The organism is Mesorhizobium sp. LSHC412B00 (assembly GCF_000503035.1).
GTDB lineage: Bacteria > Pseudomonadota > Alphaproteobacteria > Rhizobiales > Rhizobiaceae > Mesorhizobium.
Map to the genome: position 1 here is coordinate 133,922 of NZ_AYWB01000017.1, position 17,526 is coordinate 151,447.

Genomic DNA, 17,526 nt, shown 5'->3' on the forward strand with positions numbered 1-17,526 from the left:
TTATCGAGGCTTGAGCACCCGCCCGAGCAGCGACACCAGCAGTCGCGCAAGGTCACCGGTCGGGTCGAGGTCGGGATCGTAGATCGTCATGTCCAAGCCGGTGCAGCGCTGGTCCGCTGCCAGCGCCGACAGAATGGCAACGAGTTCATCGGGGTCGATGCCGGGGCTGCCGGGCGAATCCACCGCCGGCATCACCGTCTGGTCGAGCACATCGACATCGAGATGCAGCCAGTAGGGACAGCCGGCGCGCGCCAGCGTCGCTCTTGTCTTTTGCAACACTCCAGCCGCGCCGAGTTCCTGCGCGGCAAAGACGTCGATGCGCGTCACGGCGGTCGCATTGATGTCGGGCCAGGCAAAATCGGCATCGCGGCTCTCGCGTTCGCCGATCTGAACCACCGCCTCGTCGGCGACGAGCGGACCGACAACACCTGGCCATTGCGCCAGCAAAGCCTCGCCGCGTCCGGTGGCAAGTGCCAGATCCATGCCGGCAACCGAGCCGAGTGAGGCATTGACATCGTAGTTGCCGGGATGGCGGAAATCGCTGTGGCCATCGAAATGGATCAGGGCGACTGCGCCCGAGCGCCGCGCGGCGACCAGTGCGCCAAGCAGGATCGAGCAGTCGCCGCCGATGATCAGCGGGAACTCGCCTTGCCCACGCGCACGGGTGACGATCTCGGCAAGATCGAGGTTGAAGCGGCGGATCGCCGGACCATTACGCAGCCTAGTGCCCGGTTGCGGTTCGGTACTGTAGGCGGGTCTGTCGAGATCGACCACCCGCCCCGGCGCCAGCGACTCGATCAAACCAGCTTCGCTCAGCGCCTGCGGCGCACGCCAGGTGCCGGGCACATGGCCCGGCTCCAAGGGCCGAAGGCCGAGATTGGATGGCGCACGAACAAGGCAGATGTCACGCATGCGGCAGGCCCAGCTTCAACATCACCAACATAGACCGCATGGTGCGGGTCCGGCCACAGCGGCCGGAGCCGCTGCCGACATTTGCTGCCATTGTTCAGGCGCCCGCCGCGCCCGCCGCGAATTGCGCCTGAAATTCCGGGCTGAGCGGGATCGGCTTGATGACGTCGATCAGCACGCCATTGGGATCCCTGGTGATGAAATGGCGCTGGCCGAAGGGTTCGTCGCGCAGCGGGCACAGGATCGGCAGGCCGGCCGCAACGATCCGTTCATAGACAGCATCAGGATCCCTCACCTCGAAATTGAGCAGCAGCCCCGATGTGCGGCCGCGCCCCCCCTCGGGGATCGTCTCGTGGTCGCCCTGGACGATACCGAGATTGACCCGGCGATCCTCGGCAGACTGCAGATGCACATACCAGTTGCTCGCAAACAGCGGCTTGAAGCGGAAGTGATTGATATAGAAGGCTTTTGTGCCGGCTACGTCGCCCGTCATCAGCACCGGATAATAGCTCGTCGTCTTCATCTTTCTTTCTCCCGTTAGCCAACATACAGTTTGCATGTAATTCGAAATAACATACAGGCTGCATGTATGCAACGAGAAACCCCGCGCCGCTCCAACCGCGACCGCACCGAAGCGACGCGCGCCGACCTGATCGCTGCGGCGCGCAAACTGTTCATCGAAAAGTCCTATGCCGAGACCGGCACGCCGGAGATCGTTGCGGCCGCCGGCGTCACCCGCGGCGCGCTCTATCACCACTTTGCCGACAAGCAGGCGCTGTTTGCCGCCGTGGTCGAGCAGGAGGCGGCGGCGGTGGCGCAAGAGATCGAGCGCGCCTCGCCGCCTTCTTTGTTTGCCCGCAATGCGCTGATTGCCGGCTCGGACGCCTATCTCGCCGCCATGCGCGCGCCCGGCCGCACGCGGCTTTTGCTGCTCGACGGGCCGGCCGTGCTTGGCCGCGCCGCCATGGATGCGATCGACAATCGCCACGGCAACCGGTCGCTGCGCGAAGGCCTGGTTGCGGCAATGCGCGAACAGTCGATGACCAGACTGCCGGCCGATGCGCTGACCGCTTTGCTCGCCGCTGCCTTCGACCGCGCAGCACTTGCCGTCGAGGCCGGCGCCTCGGCCGAAGACTATCGCGCCGTGCTCATGGCTCTGATCGATGGGCTGTCTCCGGCTCATCCTCAGGCAGGTCGTCCGGGTCGAACTCGTTGAAGCAGCCGAGCTGGCGTTTGAACTGGTCGATCAGCCAGGCCGCCGCCGGTTTCGGGCTGCGGTCGGCGCGGTGCATGGCATAGAGCGATGAGCGCACCTCGCTAAAGGGTTCAAGGTCGAGTTCGACCAGCCTGCCGCTGGCCAAATCGTCCGCGATCAGCCAGCGCGGCAACCCGCCCCAGCCCAGCCCCTCGCGCATCAACGTATGCTTGATACGCACATCTGTCAGCCGCCATGTACGATAGGCAAAGACGCCGAAGTCGCGTCCCTTGGTGCGTTCCGACTGGTCGCTGACAACCAGCTGGGTGTGCTCTCGCGCATCCTCGAGCGCCACCGGTTTCGGCAGCAGTGCCAGAGGGTGGGTGGGGGCGGCAGCCAGCACGATCGACATGAAGCCGATGCGCACGAGATGCACGTCGACCTCGCCCAGCAAGCCACCGATGCCAAGATCCGACTGTCCGCTGACGACATGGTCGGGGATCAGACCGAGCGTGCCGATATGCAGTCGCATCATCACGGTCGGGAACTGCGCCTCGAACGCCTTCAGCACCCGCACCAGCACTGGCGAGGGCAGCGCCGCGTCAACCGACAGCGCAACTTCAGCCTCCAGCCCCTGATGGTGACCGTCGGCACGCGAACGGATGCGCTGCAGCATGCCGACCATGCGCCGGGCGTCCTCCAGCATCGCCCGGCCGATTTCGGTCAGCTGCGGCTCGCGCGTGCCCTCGCGCTCGAACAGTTTCAGGCCAAGCTGCGCTTCAAGATTGGCGATGCCGTAGCTGATGACGGACTGCGCGCGGTTAAGCTTGCGGCCTGCGGCTGAGAAGCTGCCGGTGTCGGCGACCGCAACCAGGATCTGCAATTGGTCGAGCGTCGGATTGGGCTGCACGGTATACCTACTTTATGGATGGATCATATAGATAATATACCAGTTTTTTGAATGGGTCGGTAGGCCCATATCAGTCGGGAGAAATCAATTCCCACTGGAGAGAACCGCTATGTCTATCCTGCTTGTAACCTCGAGCCCGCGCGGCGCTGCCTCGCACTCGACCCGTATCGCTACCGAATTCGCTGAAAAGCTCGTCGCCGCCGACCCGTCGAATACGCTCGTCGTACGCGACCTCGTGGCCAACCCGCTGCCGCACATCGACACCGATTATGCGACCGGCATCTACACCCCCGTTGAAGCCCGCACGCCGCGCCAGGCCGAAGTCGTCGGCGTCTCCGACATCGTGCTTGACGAACTGTTCGCAGCCGACACCGTGATCCTGGCCACCGGCTTCATCAACTTCAACATCTCCTCAACCCTGAAGTCCTGGGTCGATCACATCTCCCGCTCCGGCAAGAGCTTCTCTTATGGCGAGGGTGGTCCCAAGGGCCTCGTCACCGGCAAGAAGGTCTATATCGTACTCGCCTCGGGCGGCATCTATTCCGAAGGTGCGGCCGTGCAGTTCGATCACGCCATCCCCTATCTGCGCGGCGTGCTCGGCTTTCTCGGCATGACCGATGTCGACGTCATCCGCATCGAAGGCGTCGGCATGGGCCCTGATGCCGTCACCGCCGCACTTGCCAAGGCGACCGCCAAGGTCGATGCCGTGGTGGCCAAGACCGCGAGCGCGCAAATCGCCGCGTAAGCACACCCCGTCATTCGCATTGAAAAGGCGGGCGCTTCGGCGCCTGCCTTCTTGCTGTCCGGGGCCGAGAGCAGGGTCCACCGGCAGATGGCGTGGTGTTCGTGGCGGGGTTTTCGATGGCTGCCAACTATTCTTGCCCGTTCATCAGCTGGCCCTCATAGGCTTGGAGCCCCCGGCATCGCCATCGGATTTGCCGTTGGTCCACGGCCAATCTGTTTTTGCACCGACGGATCGGGCTAAACTCGTGCAACCCTGTCAAAACAGAGAGGCAACTTATGGCCGAATGTCCGAGTGGAGGAGAGAACAACGGAATTGTCGCAAGCGCTGTTGCCGACGATGATCCGCGTCTCGCGTTCATCTATCAGGAGGCGGTGAGAGGTCTCACTCAACAGCAGACGCTTGTGGAGAACATGAGCACCCGCGCCGGCAGCCTTGTCTTTGCCATCGCATTTGCCAACTCGCTACTCGGCGGTGCGGCGCTTTCCAACGGGCTTGGGCTTTGGGATTGGACCGCAGTGGCCCTGTTGTTCGGCATCGGCGGGCTGATCGTCTTCATGCTTTGGCCCTATCACCAATATACATTCCGCTTCGATCCGGAAGATCTGCTTGATCAATATGTCGACGGCGACAGGCCGACGACAATGTCGGCCATGCGCCGCGCGCTTGCCCTTCGGATCAAGGCGGACATGGCCGGCAACTGGCGAATTATCCAGCGGCTCCGGCTGGCGTTGCAGATTGCGCTGGTTTTTCTGCTGCTCGACATCCTGGCTTGGCTTTTGGCAATTGCGGGCATCTGATCACGTCTCAAGGTGCACCGGCCTCGGTCGCGCATCATACCTGCGTCCTAGGAAATGGACAGGATCTCAAGTTAACGCGGCCCTAGCTGGACAAAGTCGCCAACGGTTTTTCCGGTCAGCGCGATGGCAACCGGCGAACCATGCGATATGGAAGCTTCAGACGGGTTGGCCTCATCCTCTCCGACGATGCGGAAGGTCTGAGTGCGGCCATCATCACGTTTGAAGGTAACGGTGTGCCCGAAGGCGATCACCTCATTAGAGGTGGGCACCGGCATAAGCTGTGCCGTACGGACGCGCTCGGCATAGTAACGCATATCTCGAACCGGAACCGCTGACTGGCGTCGCCGCTCATTGACATCTTCCAGCACGCTAGCGGCCTCGAGAGCTTGCTGGGCGCGAGTCAATTCAACCTGCAGCGTCTTGAGGCCCGCTTCCGTGACAAGGTTGACCCGATCGGAGACAGGGCGAGCCGGCAGGATGGTTTCCGATGCTGCCTCGGCGCTTTCCTCCTTGGCAAACGCTACGCTCAATTGTCGATACTTTCTGCTTGCCGCCCACTGCCGTTATTCGAGATTCTGGCGACGGATGACCGGCGCAAAACCTATGTTCGGCGCCTCGACCAGTTCGGCCCTTACCCGAACATCCTCTCGCCTTGCTCGTCGACCAACTGCATGCCCTTCTTGATCGAGATGTCGACGGCGTCGTCCAGTCCGGCAAAGCGATCGGCGCGGATGAATTTGTGTTCCTTCATCACGCCGTCGACTTCCTTCGAAACCACGCCGCAAGTTTGGTACTGGCCGCCCTCCGCCTTGTAGGGCGTGGCGCTGATCAAAAATCCCTTGTGCTCAACCTGCTTTGCCGGTGCTGCGCTCTTGGGCTCGCCCCCCTCACCGCCACCACCGAAAAGACGCTTCAGAAAAGACATGGGGCTTCCTCCAACGGCAATCATCCTGCACCACGTCTCGCGGTGCAGGATGATTTTCAGTACCGTTCCTCAGTCGAACGGGCAAGCGTTCTCGCCAGGGGTCAACCGCGCGATAGCGCTTCCAGGGCTTCAGCGGCGGCTTCCAGGACTGCAATCGCCTCGGCCTGCTTTTCAGCCGGCGCGTCGACGAGATCGCCGAGCGCGGCACGCAGCCGGTGACGCACGGCGCGGAACTCCTCGCGGGCTTCCGAGCGACCCCGTCCACCACGCCGTCCGCCTTCCTCGCCGTCGTCGTTCCAGCCGAACCAGTCCCGCGCTTTCGCCATCTTGCGGCCGAAGCGCTCCAGATGCTCGAGCACGCCGTCGATCATCTCGCGGTTCTCGGCGAGATGCCCCTGCCCCGCCTCGGTGATCGAAAACACCTTCTTGTTGCCGTCCGCGGCTGAAGCCGCATAGCCGGCCTCTTCAAGGAAGGTCAGCGTCGGATAGACGACGCCCGGGCTCGGGCTGTAGATGCCGCTGGTGCGCTCTTCCAGCGCCTTGATGATGTCGTAGCCGTGGCGCGGCGCCTCGGCCAGCAGCGACAGGGTGATCAGCTTCAGATCGCCGTCGGCCAGCATGCGCCCGGCGCGAAACATGTCGCCAGGGCCGCCGCGTCCACCGCCACGTCCGCCGTGGCCGAACGGCCCGAAGCCGCCCCCTCTGCCACCAAATTTGCCGGCCATATGCAGGAAAGCGCGCTCGGCGCGCTCGCCAAAGGGATGATGTCTGTGCATGAATTGCTCCTTGAGTTATAACTTACGATACATCTTAATTAGGCTTGCCCCGCCGACGAGTCAAGATATATCTTACGATGTATCTAAAGGCGGCGCCAGAAGGTTGATTTCGCCGCCGCCGGCAGCTAGAAAGCGCGTGAGGGCCAAAACCTCTCCGTAAGCGTCTGACGTCAAGCAACGCATCCACCCCGGTCTTTCCGGGCAGTTCCGCCGGAAACCCGGCGCAATGGATGCCAAATGCGACGGACCGGATGTTTCAGGAAAATCCAAAAATGACCACGAACCGTAAGCGCGGCAAGCTGCCGGCGCGCTATGCCGCGATCGTCAGCCCGCTGGTGCTGTCGCTGCTGATGACCTTCATCGTCTCGTTCATATCGACGCTGAAAAGCCTTGGACTGCAACCTGATTTGCCGGCTGTCTGGCTCACTGCCTGGGGCCTGTCCTGGCTGGTAGCGTTCCCAACGTTGCTCATGGTGCTGCCGGCGGTGCGCCGCATTGTCGGCTGGCTTTGCGAGCCGGCGTCCCGGTAACGCCCATGACGGTAAGGCCCGCAGATATCTTCGGGCCTTGCCTCGCTACCAGCGGCCCTTGCGCCGGTTCCAGGCATAGAGAAGATCGGCGAAGCGATTGTACGCGAACCGCGTCAGCGGCAGCGCGACCGGATTGCCGAAGAGCGTCGCCAGCCAGCCCTCGCCCGGCGTCGCCCGCCAGACGGCAACCGCGACATCGGCGCCGACCAGCAGCCTGCCTTCGGCATCGGTGGCATGCAGCCGGCGGCGTATGTCCTCCAGCGAGGCGCTGTAGCCAGAGAGCGCCGCCGGTTCGAGGTTGATGTCGCGGAATTCGATCCGCCCGGCCTTGATCGCCTCGATCAGCCGCCGTTTCTGCCGGGTGATGCCGCCATCGCAAACCGGGCAGCGTGTGTTGTACCAGACGGTCAGCGCAGGCTTGGACATGGCGCGACTATCGCCTTGACGGCACGGCCCCGCAATATGACGCCGAGCCGCACGGACCCACGCCCAGCGCTATCCAAGCGAAGTGACGATCTCGCGATAGGCAAATTCCGGGAAAGCCTTGAGCGTTCGCGTCTTGACGCTGCCACCCGTTGCCAGCATCAGGGCGAAACGAGCAAGCACAGCATCGTCGGGCGCCTCGATAATCGCCACCATGTCATATTCGCCCATAGTCAGGTAAAACGCCTTGAACGAGCCGCCCATGTCGGCCAGTTGCTTCTTGGCGGCATCGAGCCGCTTCGGCGACTCTCGGATATTTCTGGCGCCCTGTTCTGTCCAGTTCATCAGCAGGATGTAGGTTGTCATCACACACCTCCCTCCGGCGCCACGGAGCACGGCTGAGGACATCAGCCGGGGCGGACATCCGGTTTTTCGCCCAGAACATGCATCCGACCAGGCAAGTATCCTCCCGACGGAGATGGGCGACAAGAGCCTTCACCCGGCAACAAAAAGGGCGCCATCGGCGCCCTTTTCGAATGCTGGTCTGTTGCCGGTATCAGCTGTCGAGGAAGCTCCTCAGCTTGCGGCTCCGGCTCGGGTGCTTGAGCTTGCGCAGCGCCTTGGCCTCGATCTGGCGGATACGTTCGCGGGTGACCGAAAACTGCTGGCCGACTTCTTCCAGCGTGTGGTCGGTGTTCATGCCGATGCCGAAGCGCATGCGCAGCACCCGCTCCTCGCGCGGCGTCAGCGAGGCGAGCACCCGCGTGGTGGTCTCGCGCAGATTGGCTTGGATCGCCGCATCGATCGGCAGGATCGCCATCTTGTCCTCGATGAAATCGCCCAGATGCGAATCCTCTTCGTCACCCACAGGGGTTTCGAGCGAGATCGGCTCCTTGGCGATCTTCAAGACCTTGCGCACTTTTTCGAGCGGCATTGCGAGCTTTTCTGCCAGTTCCTCCGGCGTCGGCTCGCGGCCGATTTCATGCAGCATCTGGCGCGACGTGCGCACGATCTTGTTGATCGTTTCGATCATGTGCACCGGAATGCGGATGGTGCGCGCCTGGTCGGCAATCGAACGCGTGATCGCCTGCCGGATCCACCATGTCGCATAGGTCGAGAACTTGTAGCCGCGGCGGTATTCGAATTTGTCGACCGCCTTCATCAAGCCGATATTGCCTTCCTGGATCAGGTCGAGGAACTGCAGGCCGCGATTGGTGTATTTCTTGGCGATGGAAATGACGAGGCGCAGGTTGGCCTCGACCATTTCCTTCTTGGCGATAGCGGCTTCGCGCTCGCCCTTCTGCACCTGGTTGACGATCTTGCGGAATTCCAGGATCGAGATCGCCGTCTCGGTGGCGAGGTTCTGGATTTCCGAACGCAGATCCTTGATCGCGTCCTTCTCGTTCTTGGTGAATTCCTTCCAGCCGCGCGAGGTGAGATTGCCGATCGAGCGTGTCCAGTTCGGGTCGAGCTCGGAGCCCTGATATTCCTTGAGGAACTCCTCGCGGCGCACGCCATAGCTTTCGGCCAGGCGCAGCAGCTTGCCTTCGTTCTGCACCAGCCGCTTGTTGATGTCGTAGAGCTGCTCGACCAGCGCCTCGATGCGCGCCGTGTTGAGCGACAGCGACTTCACCGCCTTGATCAGCTGGTCCTTCAGCTCCTTCAGGCGGCGGTCCTGGCTTGGCGACAGCGTGCCGGTCGCGGCCAGACGGTTCTCGACCTGCTGGTCCTGCAGCTTGCGCAGCTTCTTGTAGGTGTCGGCGATGACGTCGAGCGTCTCCATCACCTGCGGGCGCAGTTCCGCTTCCATCGCCGCCAGCGACAGGCTCGCCTCATCCTCGTCTTCCTCGTCGTCATCGACCAGGCCGCGCGTGTCGGCGCCGACATTGGTGATGTCGTCTTCCTCGTCGCGTCCACGCCTCGGCTTGTCCTCGGCCTTGGGCGCCTCCTCGATGCGCTCGACCACCGGCGCCTGCTTGGCTTCGGGGCCGGCATAGGTGGCTTCGAGGTCGATGATCTCGCGCAGCAGGATCTTGGATTCGTTGAGCTCGTCACGCCAGATGATGATGGCCTGGAAGGTCAGCGGGCTTTCGCAGAGGCCCGCAATCATCGTCTCGCGGCCGGCCTCGATGCGCTTGGCGATCGCGATTTCGCCCTCGCGCGACAGGAGCTCGACCGAGCCCATCTCGCGCAGATACATGCGCACCGGGTCATCGGTGCGGTCGGTCGGCTCTTTCTTGGTGGTCGTGGCGGCGACGGCGGTGCCGGTCTGCTCGGCCAGCTCGTTGGCGTCTTCCTCGGCGTCGGCATTGCTGTCGGCGGCCTCGGGCTCCTCGCTCTGATCGTCGTCCTCGACCACGTTGATGCCCATGTCGGACAGCATCGCATTGATGTCTTCGATGCGATCCGGATCGGTCTCTTCCGACGGCAGCACCGCGTTGAGTTCGTCGAGAGTCACATAGCCGCGCTTCTTGGCGGCCTTGATCATCTTCTTGACAGCATCATCGGAAAGGTCGAGCAGAGGCCCATCGGTGGCGCCTTCACGTTCGGTCTCGACCTCTTCCTTTTCCTTTGTCGCCATAGTCTTTATCTTCTCCTAGCGGCCGAGCATCGAAGCCGCGTAGCTGCCGCACCGGTCAAACTACATGCGCTGGTGGCGCTTAACCGGGCCGGTAACCGAATCAACTCTTTTGTTTGTTCATATCGTGCCCCCAAAACCGGTTTTCACTTTTGGGCGATATGCATTAAGTCCAGATTAACCCTGATATCTGTGGCAGGCTGACAGCCTGTCCAGTGATCAGCACCTCGCGTCAGTGCATTTCCATCGACGCCGGCACGGGTTAAGGTTTCGAATCGTCCTGATTCCGTCATTCTGCCAGAAGGTCAAGCGCCTCTCGCATGATTCGCATCAAAAAAGCGAATCAATTACCCGACTTAGAGGCGTCGATTCGACGCGCAGCACGTACATCATCCATTCTTGCGCAGGTTTCGACCTACACGCGCCCACCCCTGCCCGAGGACACACCGAAGCCTTCGATCAGCGCTTCCGTTGCTTGTACATCACGGAACTGCGCCTGAATCTCGATGAGGTGCCGGTAGTTTTCGTCAGTGGGATCGCTGGCGAGCGCTGCTTCCGCCTGTTTCAGCTCCTTATGTAAGGTGCGCGCGCTGCGCTGCAAGTGCAGCGCCTGGTTGAAGGCGTCGCGGGCATCGTCAAGCGCTGCGGTTTCCAGCGCGGGCCATTGCCTGGCCCGTTGGATGAGCGCCACGGCGCGCCCCCAGATATCGCTGCAGCCGGCACGTTCGATGGTGGCGATCACCGCGCTACGGTCATTGGCCATGTCGTGCGCCATCGCATCGAGGATGGCGGCGTGCAGCCGCTGCAGATCGGTGTTGGCGAGATCGAGGAACTCGACATGGGCGAAGTTCTCGTCGATCAGCGCCGGATGGTTGACGAGGGCTACGATGATCGTCGCCTCGCGCACCGACATCATCTCGCCACCGCGTTTGACCATGGCGGAGCGGCCGAGGCTTTCGGTGATCGCGGCGCGCGCGCCTGCCCCGCTGCCTTTGGCGAACTGTCCGCCGGGTGCGGGCGTTTTGCCCTGCCCCGGTTTCCAGTCCTGGCGACCTTGCCGCACTTCGCGCTGGGCGCTGAAGAAGGTCAGCTCCCGCTCGCGCATCCACTGCTGGTAGTGGTAGCGCTGGCTCTCATCGCGGATGCGGCTGGTCAGTTCGCGCAGCGTCTTTGTCAGCCCCGCCCGCCGCTCCGGCGTGTCGAAGACGCCACCGGATGTCTCACGCATCCACAACAAATCAGCGAGAGGCCGCGCTTCCGCCAGCACGGCACGAAACGCGTCCGGCCCTTCTGCCTTGACCAGATCGTCGGGATCCTTGCCCTCCGGCAACAGCGCAAAGCGCACCGACCGCCCGGCCTGCACCGACGGCAGCGCGAGATCCGCGGCCCGCCACGCCGCCTTCAGCCCGGCCTGGTCGCCGTCGAAGCACAGCATCGGCTCAGGCGCCATGCGCCACAGAAGTTCGAGCTGGTTTTCGGTGAGCGCGGTGCCGAGCGGCGCCACGGCATTCTCGAAGCCGGCCTGCGCCAGCGCAATCACGTCCATATAACCTTCGACGGCAATCACCGTGCCGCCTTTCGCCAGCGCTTTGCGGGCGCGGGCGAAATTGTAGAGCACGTTGCCCTTGTGGAAGAGCTCCGTGTCGGGCGAATTCATGTATTTGGCCAGCGCATCGGGCGCCAGTGCGCGGCCGCCAAAGGCGATGATCTTGCCGCGCGAATCCGGGATCGGGAACATGATGCGATCGCGGAACCAGTCATAGGAGACCGGGATGTCGTCGCCATGACGCACCAGCCCGCAGGCCTCGATGTCGGCCTTGGGCACACCCTTGGCGGCAAGATGTTCCTTCAGCGCATTGCGGCTGTCGGGCGCAAAGCCCAGCCGGAACGATTGCTGCGTCGCCGGCGTCAGCCCGCGATCCCTGAGATAGGCGCGGGCTTTTGCACCCTCCGGTCCTTGCAGCCGCTCCTGGAAGAAGGCAGTCGCCATCTCCATGACGTCGGTCAGACTGGCGCGTTCCTTCTCACGCTGTTCTTCCCGCTCGTCGCGCACCGGCATCGGCACGCCGGCCATGTCGGCGATCTTCTCGACCGCTTCGGGAAAGCTTAATCCGTCGAGCTCGGTCAGGAACTTGAAATGATCGCCCGACACCGAACAGCCGAAACAGTGATAGCGGCCCTTCTTGTCCTCGCAGTGGAAGGAGGGGCTCTTTTCGCCATGGAACGGACAACAGGCCCAATAGTCGCCGCGCGAGGCGTTGGTCTTCTTCCTGTCCCATGCGACGCGCTGGCCGATGACCGATGAAATCGGCACACGGTCGCGTATCTCATCGAGAAAGGCGGGCGGAAAGCGCATTGGGGAACTCGTTTGTCCCTCATATAATCATGCTCGCGGAATCCGACGACCCTTATTGCGGACCATACCCGGTTTCCACAGCCAAAAAGCCCGGTTCTACAGCCAAAAGAAAGGCGGCCCTTTCGGGCCGCCTCCTTTCAAGTCTCTGCATTGCGCCGGCGAGGCCGGGCTTAATGCGCGGCAATGGCGCCGAAGATGATGCCGGACAGGACGCTGACCAGCACATAGTCGTTGCCGACGCGGATCCATTCCTGGCCGCGGCCGGGGCGATGCAGGCCGTAGCGGCCATAATCGCGGATCGGCTGGTGCCGCTTCCAGCTGGAATATTTCTGGCCATTGCGCCAATGGCTGCGCTTGACGACCACCGTCTTCTTCACGACGCGCTTCCTGACATCGACATGCTTGCCGGGCCTCTGCCAGTCGACCCGCGTGTAATTCGACTGCGGTGCGACCGGTGCGTTCACCGGTGCGGCCTGGCCGGTAAGCGAAGTGGCGGCCAGCATCGAGAAAGCGAGGGCGGAAAGAACAACACGTTTCATAGCGGGGCTCCTTGGTTGTCGATGCCTAGGGAATAGCGCCCGAAGGATGAACCGAAACTGAACACTAGCATTACATTTACGCAATGAAATCCGGCGCTTATCCTGGATATTTGAACATCATCGCAAAGGCGATTGCCGGGAGTCCGGCAAACCGGGACGATCCGCTGCCATCACCAGGGATCCGCCATGCAACCATTTGCGCATCCGTCCATTTTCCGACACGCCCTGTCGCGCCGCGACGGCTCTTGAAATCGACAAGATTTTATTACCCGGCTAAAATATTCCGGATATTGTTCAAGACTGTCATGACCATGATTCGCAGCCCCGTTTTCATCCCTGCACTGCGCGCCCTCCGCGTCGCGGTAGCTGTCTGCGTGCGGGTTTCGAAATGAGCGGCTCCGTCGTTCTGCTGCATCTGGCGGGCTCNCGGGCTCGGTGGCGCTGATGCTGTTTGCCACCCGCATGGTCAAGACAGGCGTCGAGCGCGCCTATGGCGACGTGCTGCGTCACCGGCTGCGCTCCACCATGCGCAATCCGATCATGGCGGTGCTGGCCGGCTGCGGCCTGTCCATCGCGCTGCAGAGCTCGACCGCCGTCACGCTTCTCGTCGGCTCCTTCGCCGGCGCCGGCATCGTCTCGGGCATGTCGGGCCAATTGGCTGTGCGCGGCGCCGAGATCGGCTCGGCGCTGGTGGTCAAGCTCTTGACCTTCGATCTGACGCTGCTGGTGCCGATCTGCCTCGTCGCCGGCACGGTCATGTTCATGGCCACCGAGCGGCGCGACTGGCGCCAGTTCGGCCGCATCCTGGTCGGCATCGGCCTTTTGGTACTGTCGCTGGAGATGATCGGCCAGGCCTCGGAGCCGCTGCGCCAGAGCACGCTGATGCCGCTCATCATCGAATATTTCTCCAGCGACTACGTCACCGCCTATCTGCTCGCCGCGCTCGTTACCTGGCTCTTCCACTCCTCAATCGCCGCCGTGCTTTTGATGGTCACGCTGGCCGGGCGCGGCTTCATCCCGCCCGAACTCGGCATCGTGCTGGTGCTCGGCGTCAATCTCGGCTCGTCGATCATCGCGCCGCTGCTCACCCGAAGTGCCGAACCTGGCGTGCGCGTCGTGCCGATCGGCAATCTGTTGATGCGCGGCATGGGCTCGCTGGTGATGCTGATCCTGTTCATGACGCTGAAGCCACCGGTCGCCTTCCTCGGCGCCACCGTGCCCGACCAGATCGTCAACGCCCACATACTGTTCAATGTGCTGATCCTGCTCGCCGGCCTGCCGCTTGCCAGCCTGATCTATCGTGCTTCCGAGAAGATCGTCGCAATGGGCACCAAGCCGGCGCCGGCTACAGAGCTCGATGTGGTCGAACTCTCCGCCCTCAACGACGGCGCGCTCGACGTTCCGAGCCAGGCGCTGGCCAACGCCACCCGCGAGGTGGTCCGCGTCTGCGAGACGGTCGAGATCATGCTCAAGCGTATCATCGAGCTGTATGAAAGCGCCGACGGCGACAAGATCAAGGCGCTGGCCGCCCTTGACGACCGCGTCGACAGGAAGCACGCGGCGATCAAGCTCTATCTGGCCAAATTGACCAGGAACTCGCTCACAGAGGACGAGGCGCTGCGCTGCCAGGAGCTGATAGGCGCCTGCGTCAAGCTTGAGCAGGTCGGCGACATCATCGTGCGCAACATGCTGGTGCATGTGAAGAAGAAGTTCGAGCGCGGGCTGGAGTTCACGCCCGAGGGCTGGAGCGAGCTGCTCGCCTTTCACACCTCGGTGCTGGCCAATGCCAGGCTTGCCTTCAACGTGCTGGTGTCGCGCGACCCTGAGACTGCCCGCCAGCTGGTGCTGGAAAAGGACCGGCTGCGCGACCGCGAAAAGGAAACCAGCGCCAGCCATTTCGTGCGCCTGCGCGACGGCACCGCCAAGAGCGTCGAGACCAGCTCCATCCACCTCGACACCATCCGCGACCTGAAGCAGATCAACTCGCTGCTGGCGTCGATGGCCTACCCGGTGCTGGAAGAGCGCGGCCTGCTCGGCGGCTCCAGGTTGAAGGCGAGCTGATCAAGAAAACCTAAACCGGCCGCAAAAATTTCTGCATTGCCGGCAAGCGCCATCCATGATTTGAGGCCAACTCGTTCAAGGATCGCTTCCGCGCCATGCTTCCGCTCATTGCCCTGTTCATCGCCGCCTTCGCTTTCGGCACCACCGAATTCGTCATTGCCGGCGTGCTGCCGCAAGTGGCCGACGGCCTTGGCGTTTCGATCCCGACCTCCGGCTATCTCGTCTCAGGCTATGCCGGCGGCATCGCGGTTGGCGGGCCATTGCTGGCGCTCGCCACCAAGGGCATTCCCCGCAAGACGCTGCTGCTTTGCCTGACCGTCGCCTTCACCATCGGCCAGGCCGCTTGCGCGCTGGCGCCCGATTTTGCCTCGATGCTGCTCTTGCGCATTGCGGTCGCCGTCGCACACGGCGCCTATTTCGGCGTCGCCATGGTGGTGGCTGTCGGCCTCGTGCCCGAGGACAAGCGCGGCATGGCCGTGGCTGTGATCCTCTCCGGCCTCACCGTATCCAATGTCATCGGCGTGCCGGCCGGCACCGCAATCGGCAATCTCTGGGGCTGGCGCGCCACCTTCTGGGTGATGTGCGCGCTGGGCGTGGTGGCGTTTGCCGCCATGGCTGCGCTTTTGCCGCGCACGACAGGCGCATCAAGGCCATCCGCCAGTCTTGGCAGCGAGGTTCGCGTGCTGGCGCGCCAGCAAGTCTGGACCTCGCTGATCCTGATGCTGATGTTGATGATCGGCCAGTTCGGCCTGTTCACCTACATCACCCCGACCCTGCTTGAGGTGACCCATCTTGACGAGAGCCTGATCCCCTGGGTGCTGCTGCTCAACGGCGTCGGCGCCACCGTCGGCGTTTTTCTCGGCGGCAAGCTTTCCGACTGGAAGCTGATGCCGTCGCTGATCACCATGCTTGCGCTGCAGGCGGTGATGTTGGGCGTGATCTATGCCGTCAGCCCCTATCCCGTGCCGATGGTCATCGCCATCGTTATCTGGGGTGGCCTCAACTTCGCCATAGGCACGCCGATCCAGACCCGCATCCTGGCCTGGACGGCGGACGCCTCCAACCTCGCCTCCTCGCTCATCCCCTCCGGCTTCAATGTCGGCATCGCGCTCGCCGCGTCGCTGGGCGCTGCCATGCTCAATGCCGGCTACGGCTATCGCAGCCTGCCGGTTGTGGGCGCTGCCGCCATGCTGGTGGCGGTGGTGGTGGCACTTGCCTCCTACATCTGGGAGGGGCGCAGCCGGGCAGCGCCGCCGCTGCCGGCACCGGCCGAATAGCGTCGGACTACAAATCGATCCGGAACAACAAACTCTCGGCGCCGCCATACGCGGCGTCCTTGATGAACGGACCGACCACACGGCCGCCATTGGCCAGCACCACCTTCTGCGAGGCCGGATTGTCGAGGTCAGTGGTGAGCTCGACATATGGCAAACCAACAGCCCTCGCCTCGTCCAGCATCAGCCGCAGCGCCTCGGTCGCATAGCCTCGTCCGCGCTTCCACGGCGCCACGGCATAGCCGATATGGCCGAGCACATGCGACGGCAGTGCGGCCGTACCGGGCTGCCAGCGAAAGCCGATCGAGCCGGCGGCCTCGCCGTCCCAGATCCAGCGCCGGAAGCCGGGCAGCCGCGGCACTGTCGTGCCATTAGGCAAGGTAATCGGGCCTCCTTTGGCCTCGGGATCGTCGAGGCTGGCAAGGAACGCCGCGGGATCCTCGTCGATCGCCGCAAGTTGCTCGCGCGTCGCTTCCATCAGCCGGACATTGTCCGGCGACCAGCCACGCTCGAGCGCCGCCTTGTAGGAGGGCAGATGTTCGAGCGTGGGTTTGATGATTTCGATCATGGTGGGTCTCGACCGGGCAGAGGCCACTTAGCCCCGAAATTGCGGTGCCGCCTTGAACCGGATTTCGCCGTTGTTCAGGAAACATGCCTTGTCGAACAGCGCGAGATCCAGCGGGTTTGGCAAACGGACATCGGCAAGGTCTGGAAATGGCTTCTTCGACGGATCATAGGATCGATCGATCTGCGAGATAAAGACCATGATCAGCCCCGCGTCGCGCGCAAAAGATTTGAGGTTGCGAACCTGAACCATCAGCTCCGAATTTTCCCGCCTCTGATCAAGCAGTTGCAGATAATCGATGACCACCAGCGTGCCGCGCGGCGCCGATCCCAGCCTGCCGATGATGTAGTCGGCGCTGATGGCGTCGGAACTGTCGAATTCGAACCGGCCATCGAACTGCGCAGGCTCTACCCCGATAGCGTGGAACCGGCCCAGGACATCCGCCAGCGTATATTCCAGCGTGAAGAAAACAGCTCTGTTGCCGGCCTTCATGGCTTCGACCGCGAGTTTGATACTCGTCAGGGTCTTGCCCTGGCCCGGCCGCGCACCGATCAGAACCAGGTCACCGGGTGCCATCCGCGCAAACATCTTTCTAGCAGGCGGCGCTGCGGCTGCTTTGCTCGCAAGCAAGCTCCAGCTGTCAAAACCTTCCTTGATCGCAATACGGTCGAGCGCTTCGTGAAGTGGAATATCGTCTTTACGCGACAAGAGTTTGGCTTCACGCTTGAGATGGTAGACAGGCGCTGACAGCCTCATCGAAAACCTCCTATTGCGAGCAGTCTTCGCAACCCCTCCTTATGCATGGTGCTCGAACAGTCGGTTCGGTGATCGTATGGCCCCGCATGAACAATGCTTCCCGCTGGAGGGAGGAGGCGTGGGCGCGCCGGAATCAGATGATAGAGCAATCTCTGCTTAACGAAAATCGTGTGTGCGGCGCCTTTCG

At 62.8% G+C, this 17,526-nt stretch carries 18 protein-coding genes and 1 pseudogene; 6 read left to right on the forward strand and 13 right to left on the reverse strand.

Features of this window, described 5'->3' with window-relative positions:
* Together X757_RS140865 and X757_RS140860 are read right to left on the reverse strand one after the other, a co-directional pair.
* Positions 1 to 912: an arginase family protein gene (locus tag X757_RS140865; RefSeq protein WP_023727446.1), complete on the reverse strand. Its 912-nt coding sequence runs from the start codon at positions 910 to 912 to the stop codon at positions 1 to 3.
* Between the two features lie 94 nt (positions 913 to 1,006).
* Entirely contained in the window at positions 1,007 to 1,432 is a 426-nt protein-coding gene (locus tag X757_RS140860) for a VOC family protein (RefSeq protein ID WP_023711210.1), read from the reverse strand.
* A gap of 66 nt (positions 1,433 to 1,498) precedes the next feature.
* Between X757_RS140860 and X757_RS140855 the strand changes: the two genes are divergently transcribed.
* Complete coding sequence (locus X757_RS140855) at positions 1,499 to 2,125, forward strand: TetR/AcrR family transcriptional regulator (protein WP_023672456.1); 627 nt, start codon at positions 1,499 to 1,501, stop codon at positions 2,123 to 2,125.
* On the opposite strand, the gene X757_RS140850 is transcribed toward X757_RS140855, so the two are convergent.
* Complete coding sequence (locus tag X757_RS140850; RefSeq protein WP_023727447.1) at positions 2,058 to 3,014, reverse strand: LysR family transcriptional regulator; 957 nt, start codon at positions 3,012 to 3,014, stop codon at positions 2,058 to 2,060. The genes X757_RS140855 and X757_RS140850 overlap by 68 nt on opposite strands.
* A gap of 109 nt (positions 3,015 to 3,123) precedes the next feature.
* On the opposite strand from X757_RS140850, the gene X757_RS140845 reads away from it, so the two are divergent.
* A complete protein-coding gene (locus X757_RS140845; protein ID WP_023689756.1) occupies positions 3,124 to 3,759 on the forward strand; it encodes an FMN-dependent NADH-azoreductase in 636 nt (211 codons plus the stop codon).
* A 218-nt stretch (positions 3,760 to 3,977) separates the two neighbouring features.
* On the forward strand, positions 3,978 to 4,556 hold the full coding sequence (locus tag X757_RS140840; RefSeq protein ID WP_245260622.1) for a hypothetical protein: 579 nt from the start codon (positions 3,978 to 3,980) through the stop codon (positions 4,554 to 4,556).
* A 71-nt stretch (positions 4,557 to 4,627) separates the two neighbouring features.
* Here the strand turns inward: X757_RS140840 and greA are convergent, their stop codons facing one another.
* From greA to X757_RS140830, 3 genes are all read right to left on the reverse strand, one after another.
* Positions 4,628 to 5,086, reverse strand: a complete 459-nt coding sequence (gene greA / locus X757_RS0134935; RefSeq protein WP_031251573.1) for a transcription elongation factor GreA — start codon at positions 5,084 to 5,086, stop codon at positions 4,628 to 4,630.
* Positions 5,087 to 5,187: 101 nt separating this feature from the next.
* Positions 5,188 to 5,481 carry an HlyU family transcriptional regulator gene (locus tag X757_RS140835; RefSeq protein ID WP_023672451.1) on the reverse strand — a complete coding sequence of 98 codons (294 nt, stop codon included), beginning with the start codon at positions 5,479 to 5,481 and terminating at the stop codon, positions 5,188 to 5,190.
* Between the two features lie 101 nt (positions 5,482 to 5,582).
* A complete protein-coding gene (locus X757_RS140830) occupies positions 5,583 to 6,257 on the reverse strand; it encodes a PadR family transcriptional regulator (RefSeq protein ID WP_023727448.1) in 675 nt (224 codons plus the stop codon).
* Positions 6,258 to 6,529: 272 nt separating this feature from the next.
* Between X757_RS140830 and X757_RS140825 the strand changes: the two genes are divergently transcribed.
* Positions 6,530 to 6,787 carry a DUF2798 domain-containing protein gene (locus tag X757_RS140825; protein WP_023683797.1) on the forward strand — a complete coding sequence of 86 codons (258 nt, stop codon included), beginning with the start codon at positions 6,530 to 6,532 and terminating at the stop codon, positions 6,785 to 6,787.
* 45 nt (positions 6,788 to 6,832) lie between these two features.
* Here X757_RS140825 and X757_RS140820 read toward each other — a convergent pair whose 3' ends face one another.
* The 5 genes from X757_RS140820 to X757_RS140800 form a co-directional block, all read right to left on the reverse strand.
* Entirely contained in the window at positions 6,833 to 7,213 is a 381-nt protein-coding gene (locus X757_RS140820) for a DUF393 domain-containing protein (RefSeq protein ID WP_023683796.1), read from the reverse strand.
* Positions 7,214 to 7,282: 69 nt separating this feature from the next.
* Positions 7,283 to 7,576: a GYD domain-containing protein gene (locus tag X757_RS140815; protein WP_023672447.1), complete on the reverse strand. Its 294-nt coding sequence runs from the start codon at positions 7,574 to 7,576 to the stop codon at positions 7,283 to 7,285.
* A 190-nt stretch (positions 7,577 to 7,766) separates the two neighbouring features.
* Positions 7,767 to 9,791 carry an RNA polymerase sigma factor RpoD gene (gene rpoD, locus X757_RS140810; RefSeq protein WP_023672446.1) on the reverse strand — a complete coding sequence of 675 codons (2,025 nt, stop codon included), beginning with the start codon at positions 9,789 to 9,791 and terminating at the stop codon, positions 7,767 to 7,769.
* A gap of 412 nt (positions 9,792 to 10,203) precedes the next feature.
* Positions 10,204 to 12,144, reverse strand: coding sequence for a DNA primase (gene dnaG, locus X757_RS140805; RefSeq protein WP_023683795.1), 1,941 nt, complete (start codon positions 12,142 to 12,144; stop codon positions 10,204 to 10,206).
* A gap of 170 nt (positions 12,145 to 12,314) precedes the next feature.
* Complete coding sequence (locus X757_RS140800) at positions 12,315 to 12,683, reverse strand: RcnB family protein (protein WP_023672444.1); 369 nt, start codon at positions 12,681 to 12,683, stop codon at positions 12,315 to 12,317.
* A gap of 388 nt (positions 12,684 to 13,071) precedes the next feature.
* On the opposite strand from X757_RS140800, the pseudogene X757_RS01000000165325 reads away from it, so the two are divergent.
* Both X757_RS01000000165325 and X757_RS140795 read left to right on the forward strand, forming a co-directional pair.
* Positions 13,072 to 14,744, forward strand: a pseudogene (locus X757_RS01000000165325) (Na/Pi cotransporter family protein).
* 95 nt (positions 14,745 to 14,839) lie between these two features.
* A complete protein-coding gene (locus X757_RS140795) occupies positions 14,840 to 16,021 on the forward strand; it encodes an MFS transporter (protein ID WP_023727449.1) in 1,182 nt (393 codons plus the stop codon).
* A 7-nt stretch (positions 16,022 to 16,028) separates the two neighbouring features.
* Here the strand turns inward: X757_RS140795 and X757_RS140790 are convergent, their stop codons facing one another.
* Complete coding sequence (locus tag X757_RS140790; protein WP_023727450.1) at positions 16,029 to 16,586, reverse strand: GNAT family N-acetyltransferase; 558 nt, start codon at positions 16,584 to 16,586, stop codon at positions 16,029 to 16,031.
* Between the two features lie 27 nt (positions 16,587 to 16,613).
* Entirely contained in the window at positions 16,614 to 17,339 is a 726-nt protein-coding gene (locus X757_RS140785; protein ID WP_023727451.1) for a DNA helicase, read from the reverse strand.
* Positions 17,340 to 17,526: the final 187 nt, after the last annotated feature.

Excerpts from the sequence above, each read along its gene's own strand:
- X757_RS140865 (WP_023727446.1), bottom strand. The coding sequence starts at position 912 with ATGCGTGACATCTGCCTTGTTCGTGCGCCATCCAATCTCGGCCTTCGG.
- X757_RS140860 (WP_023711210.1), bottom strand. The coding sequence starts at position 1,432 with ATGAAGACGACGAGCTATTATCCGGTGCTGATGACGGGCGACGTAGCC.
- X757_RS140855 (WP_023672456.1), top strand. The coding sequence starts at position 1,499 with ATGCAACGAGAAACCCCGCGCCGCTCCAACCGCGACCGCACCGAAGCG.
- X757_RS140845 (WP_023689756.1), top strand. The coding sequence starts at position 3,124 with ATGTCTATCCTGCTTGTAACCTCGAGCCCGCGCGGCGCTGCCTCGCAC.
- X757_RS140835 (WP_023672451.1), bottom strand. The coding sequence starts at position 5,481 with ATGTCTTTTCTGAAGCGTCTTTTCGGTGGTGGCGGTGAGGGGGGCGAG.
- X757_RS140830 (WP_023727448.1), bottom strand. The coding sequence starts at position 6,257 with ATGCACAGACATCATCCCTTTGGCGAGCGCGCCGAGCGCGCTTTCCTG.
- X757_RS140825 (WP_023683797.1), top strand. The coding sequence starts at position 6,530 with ATGACCACGAACCGTAAGCGCGGCAAGCTGCCGGCGCGCTATGCCGCG.
- X757_RS140820 (WP_023683796.1), bottom strand. The coding sequence starts at position 7,213 with ATGTCCAAGCCTGCGCTGACCGTCTGGTACAACACACGCTGCCCGGTT.
- X757_RS140815 (WP_023672447.1), bottom strand. The coding sequence starts at position 7,576 with ATGACAACCTACATCCTGCTGATGAACTGGACAGAACAGGGCGCCAGA.
- rpoD (WP_023672446.1), bottom strand. The coding sequence starts at position 9,791 with ATGGCGACAAAGGAAAAGGAAGAGGTCGAGACCGAACGTGAAGGCGCC.
- dnaG (WP_023683795.1), bottom strand. The coding sequence starts at position 12,144 with ATGCGCTTTCCGCCCGCCTTTCTCGATGAGATACGCGACCGTGTGCCG.
- X757_RS140800 (WP_023672444.1), bottom strand. The coding sequence starts at position 12,683 with ATGAAACGTGTTGTTCTTTCCGCCCTCGCTTTCTCGATGCTGGCCGCC.
- X757_RS140795 (WP_023727449.1), top strand. The coding sequence starts at position 14,840 with ATGCTTCCGCTCATTGCCCTGTTCATCGCCGCCTTCGCTTTCGGCACC.
- X757_RS140790 (WP_023727450.1), bottom strand. The coding sequence starts at position 16,586 with ATGATCGAAATCATCAAACCCACGCTCGAACATCTGCCCTCCTACAAG.
- X757_RS140785 (WP_023727451.1), bottom strand. The coding sequence starts at position 17,339 with ATGAGGCTGTCAGCGCCTGTCTACCATCTCAAGCGTGAAGCCAAACTC.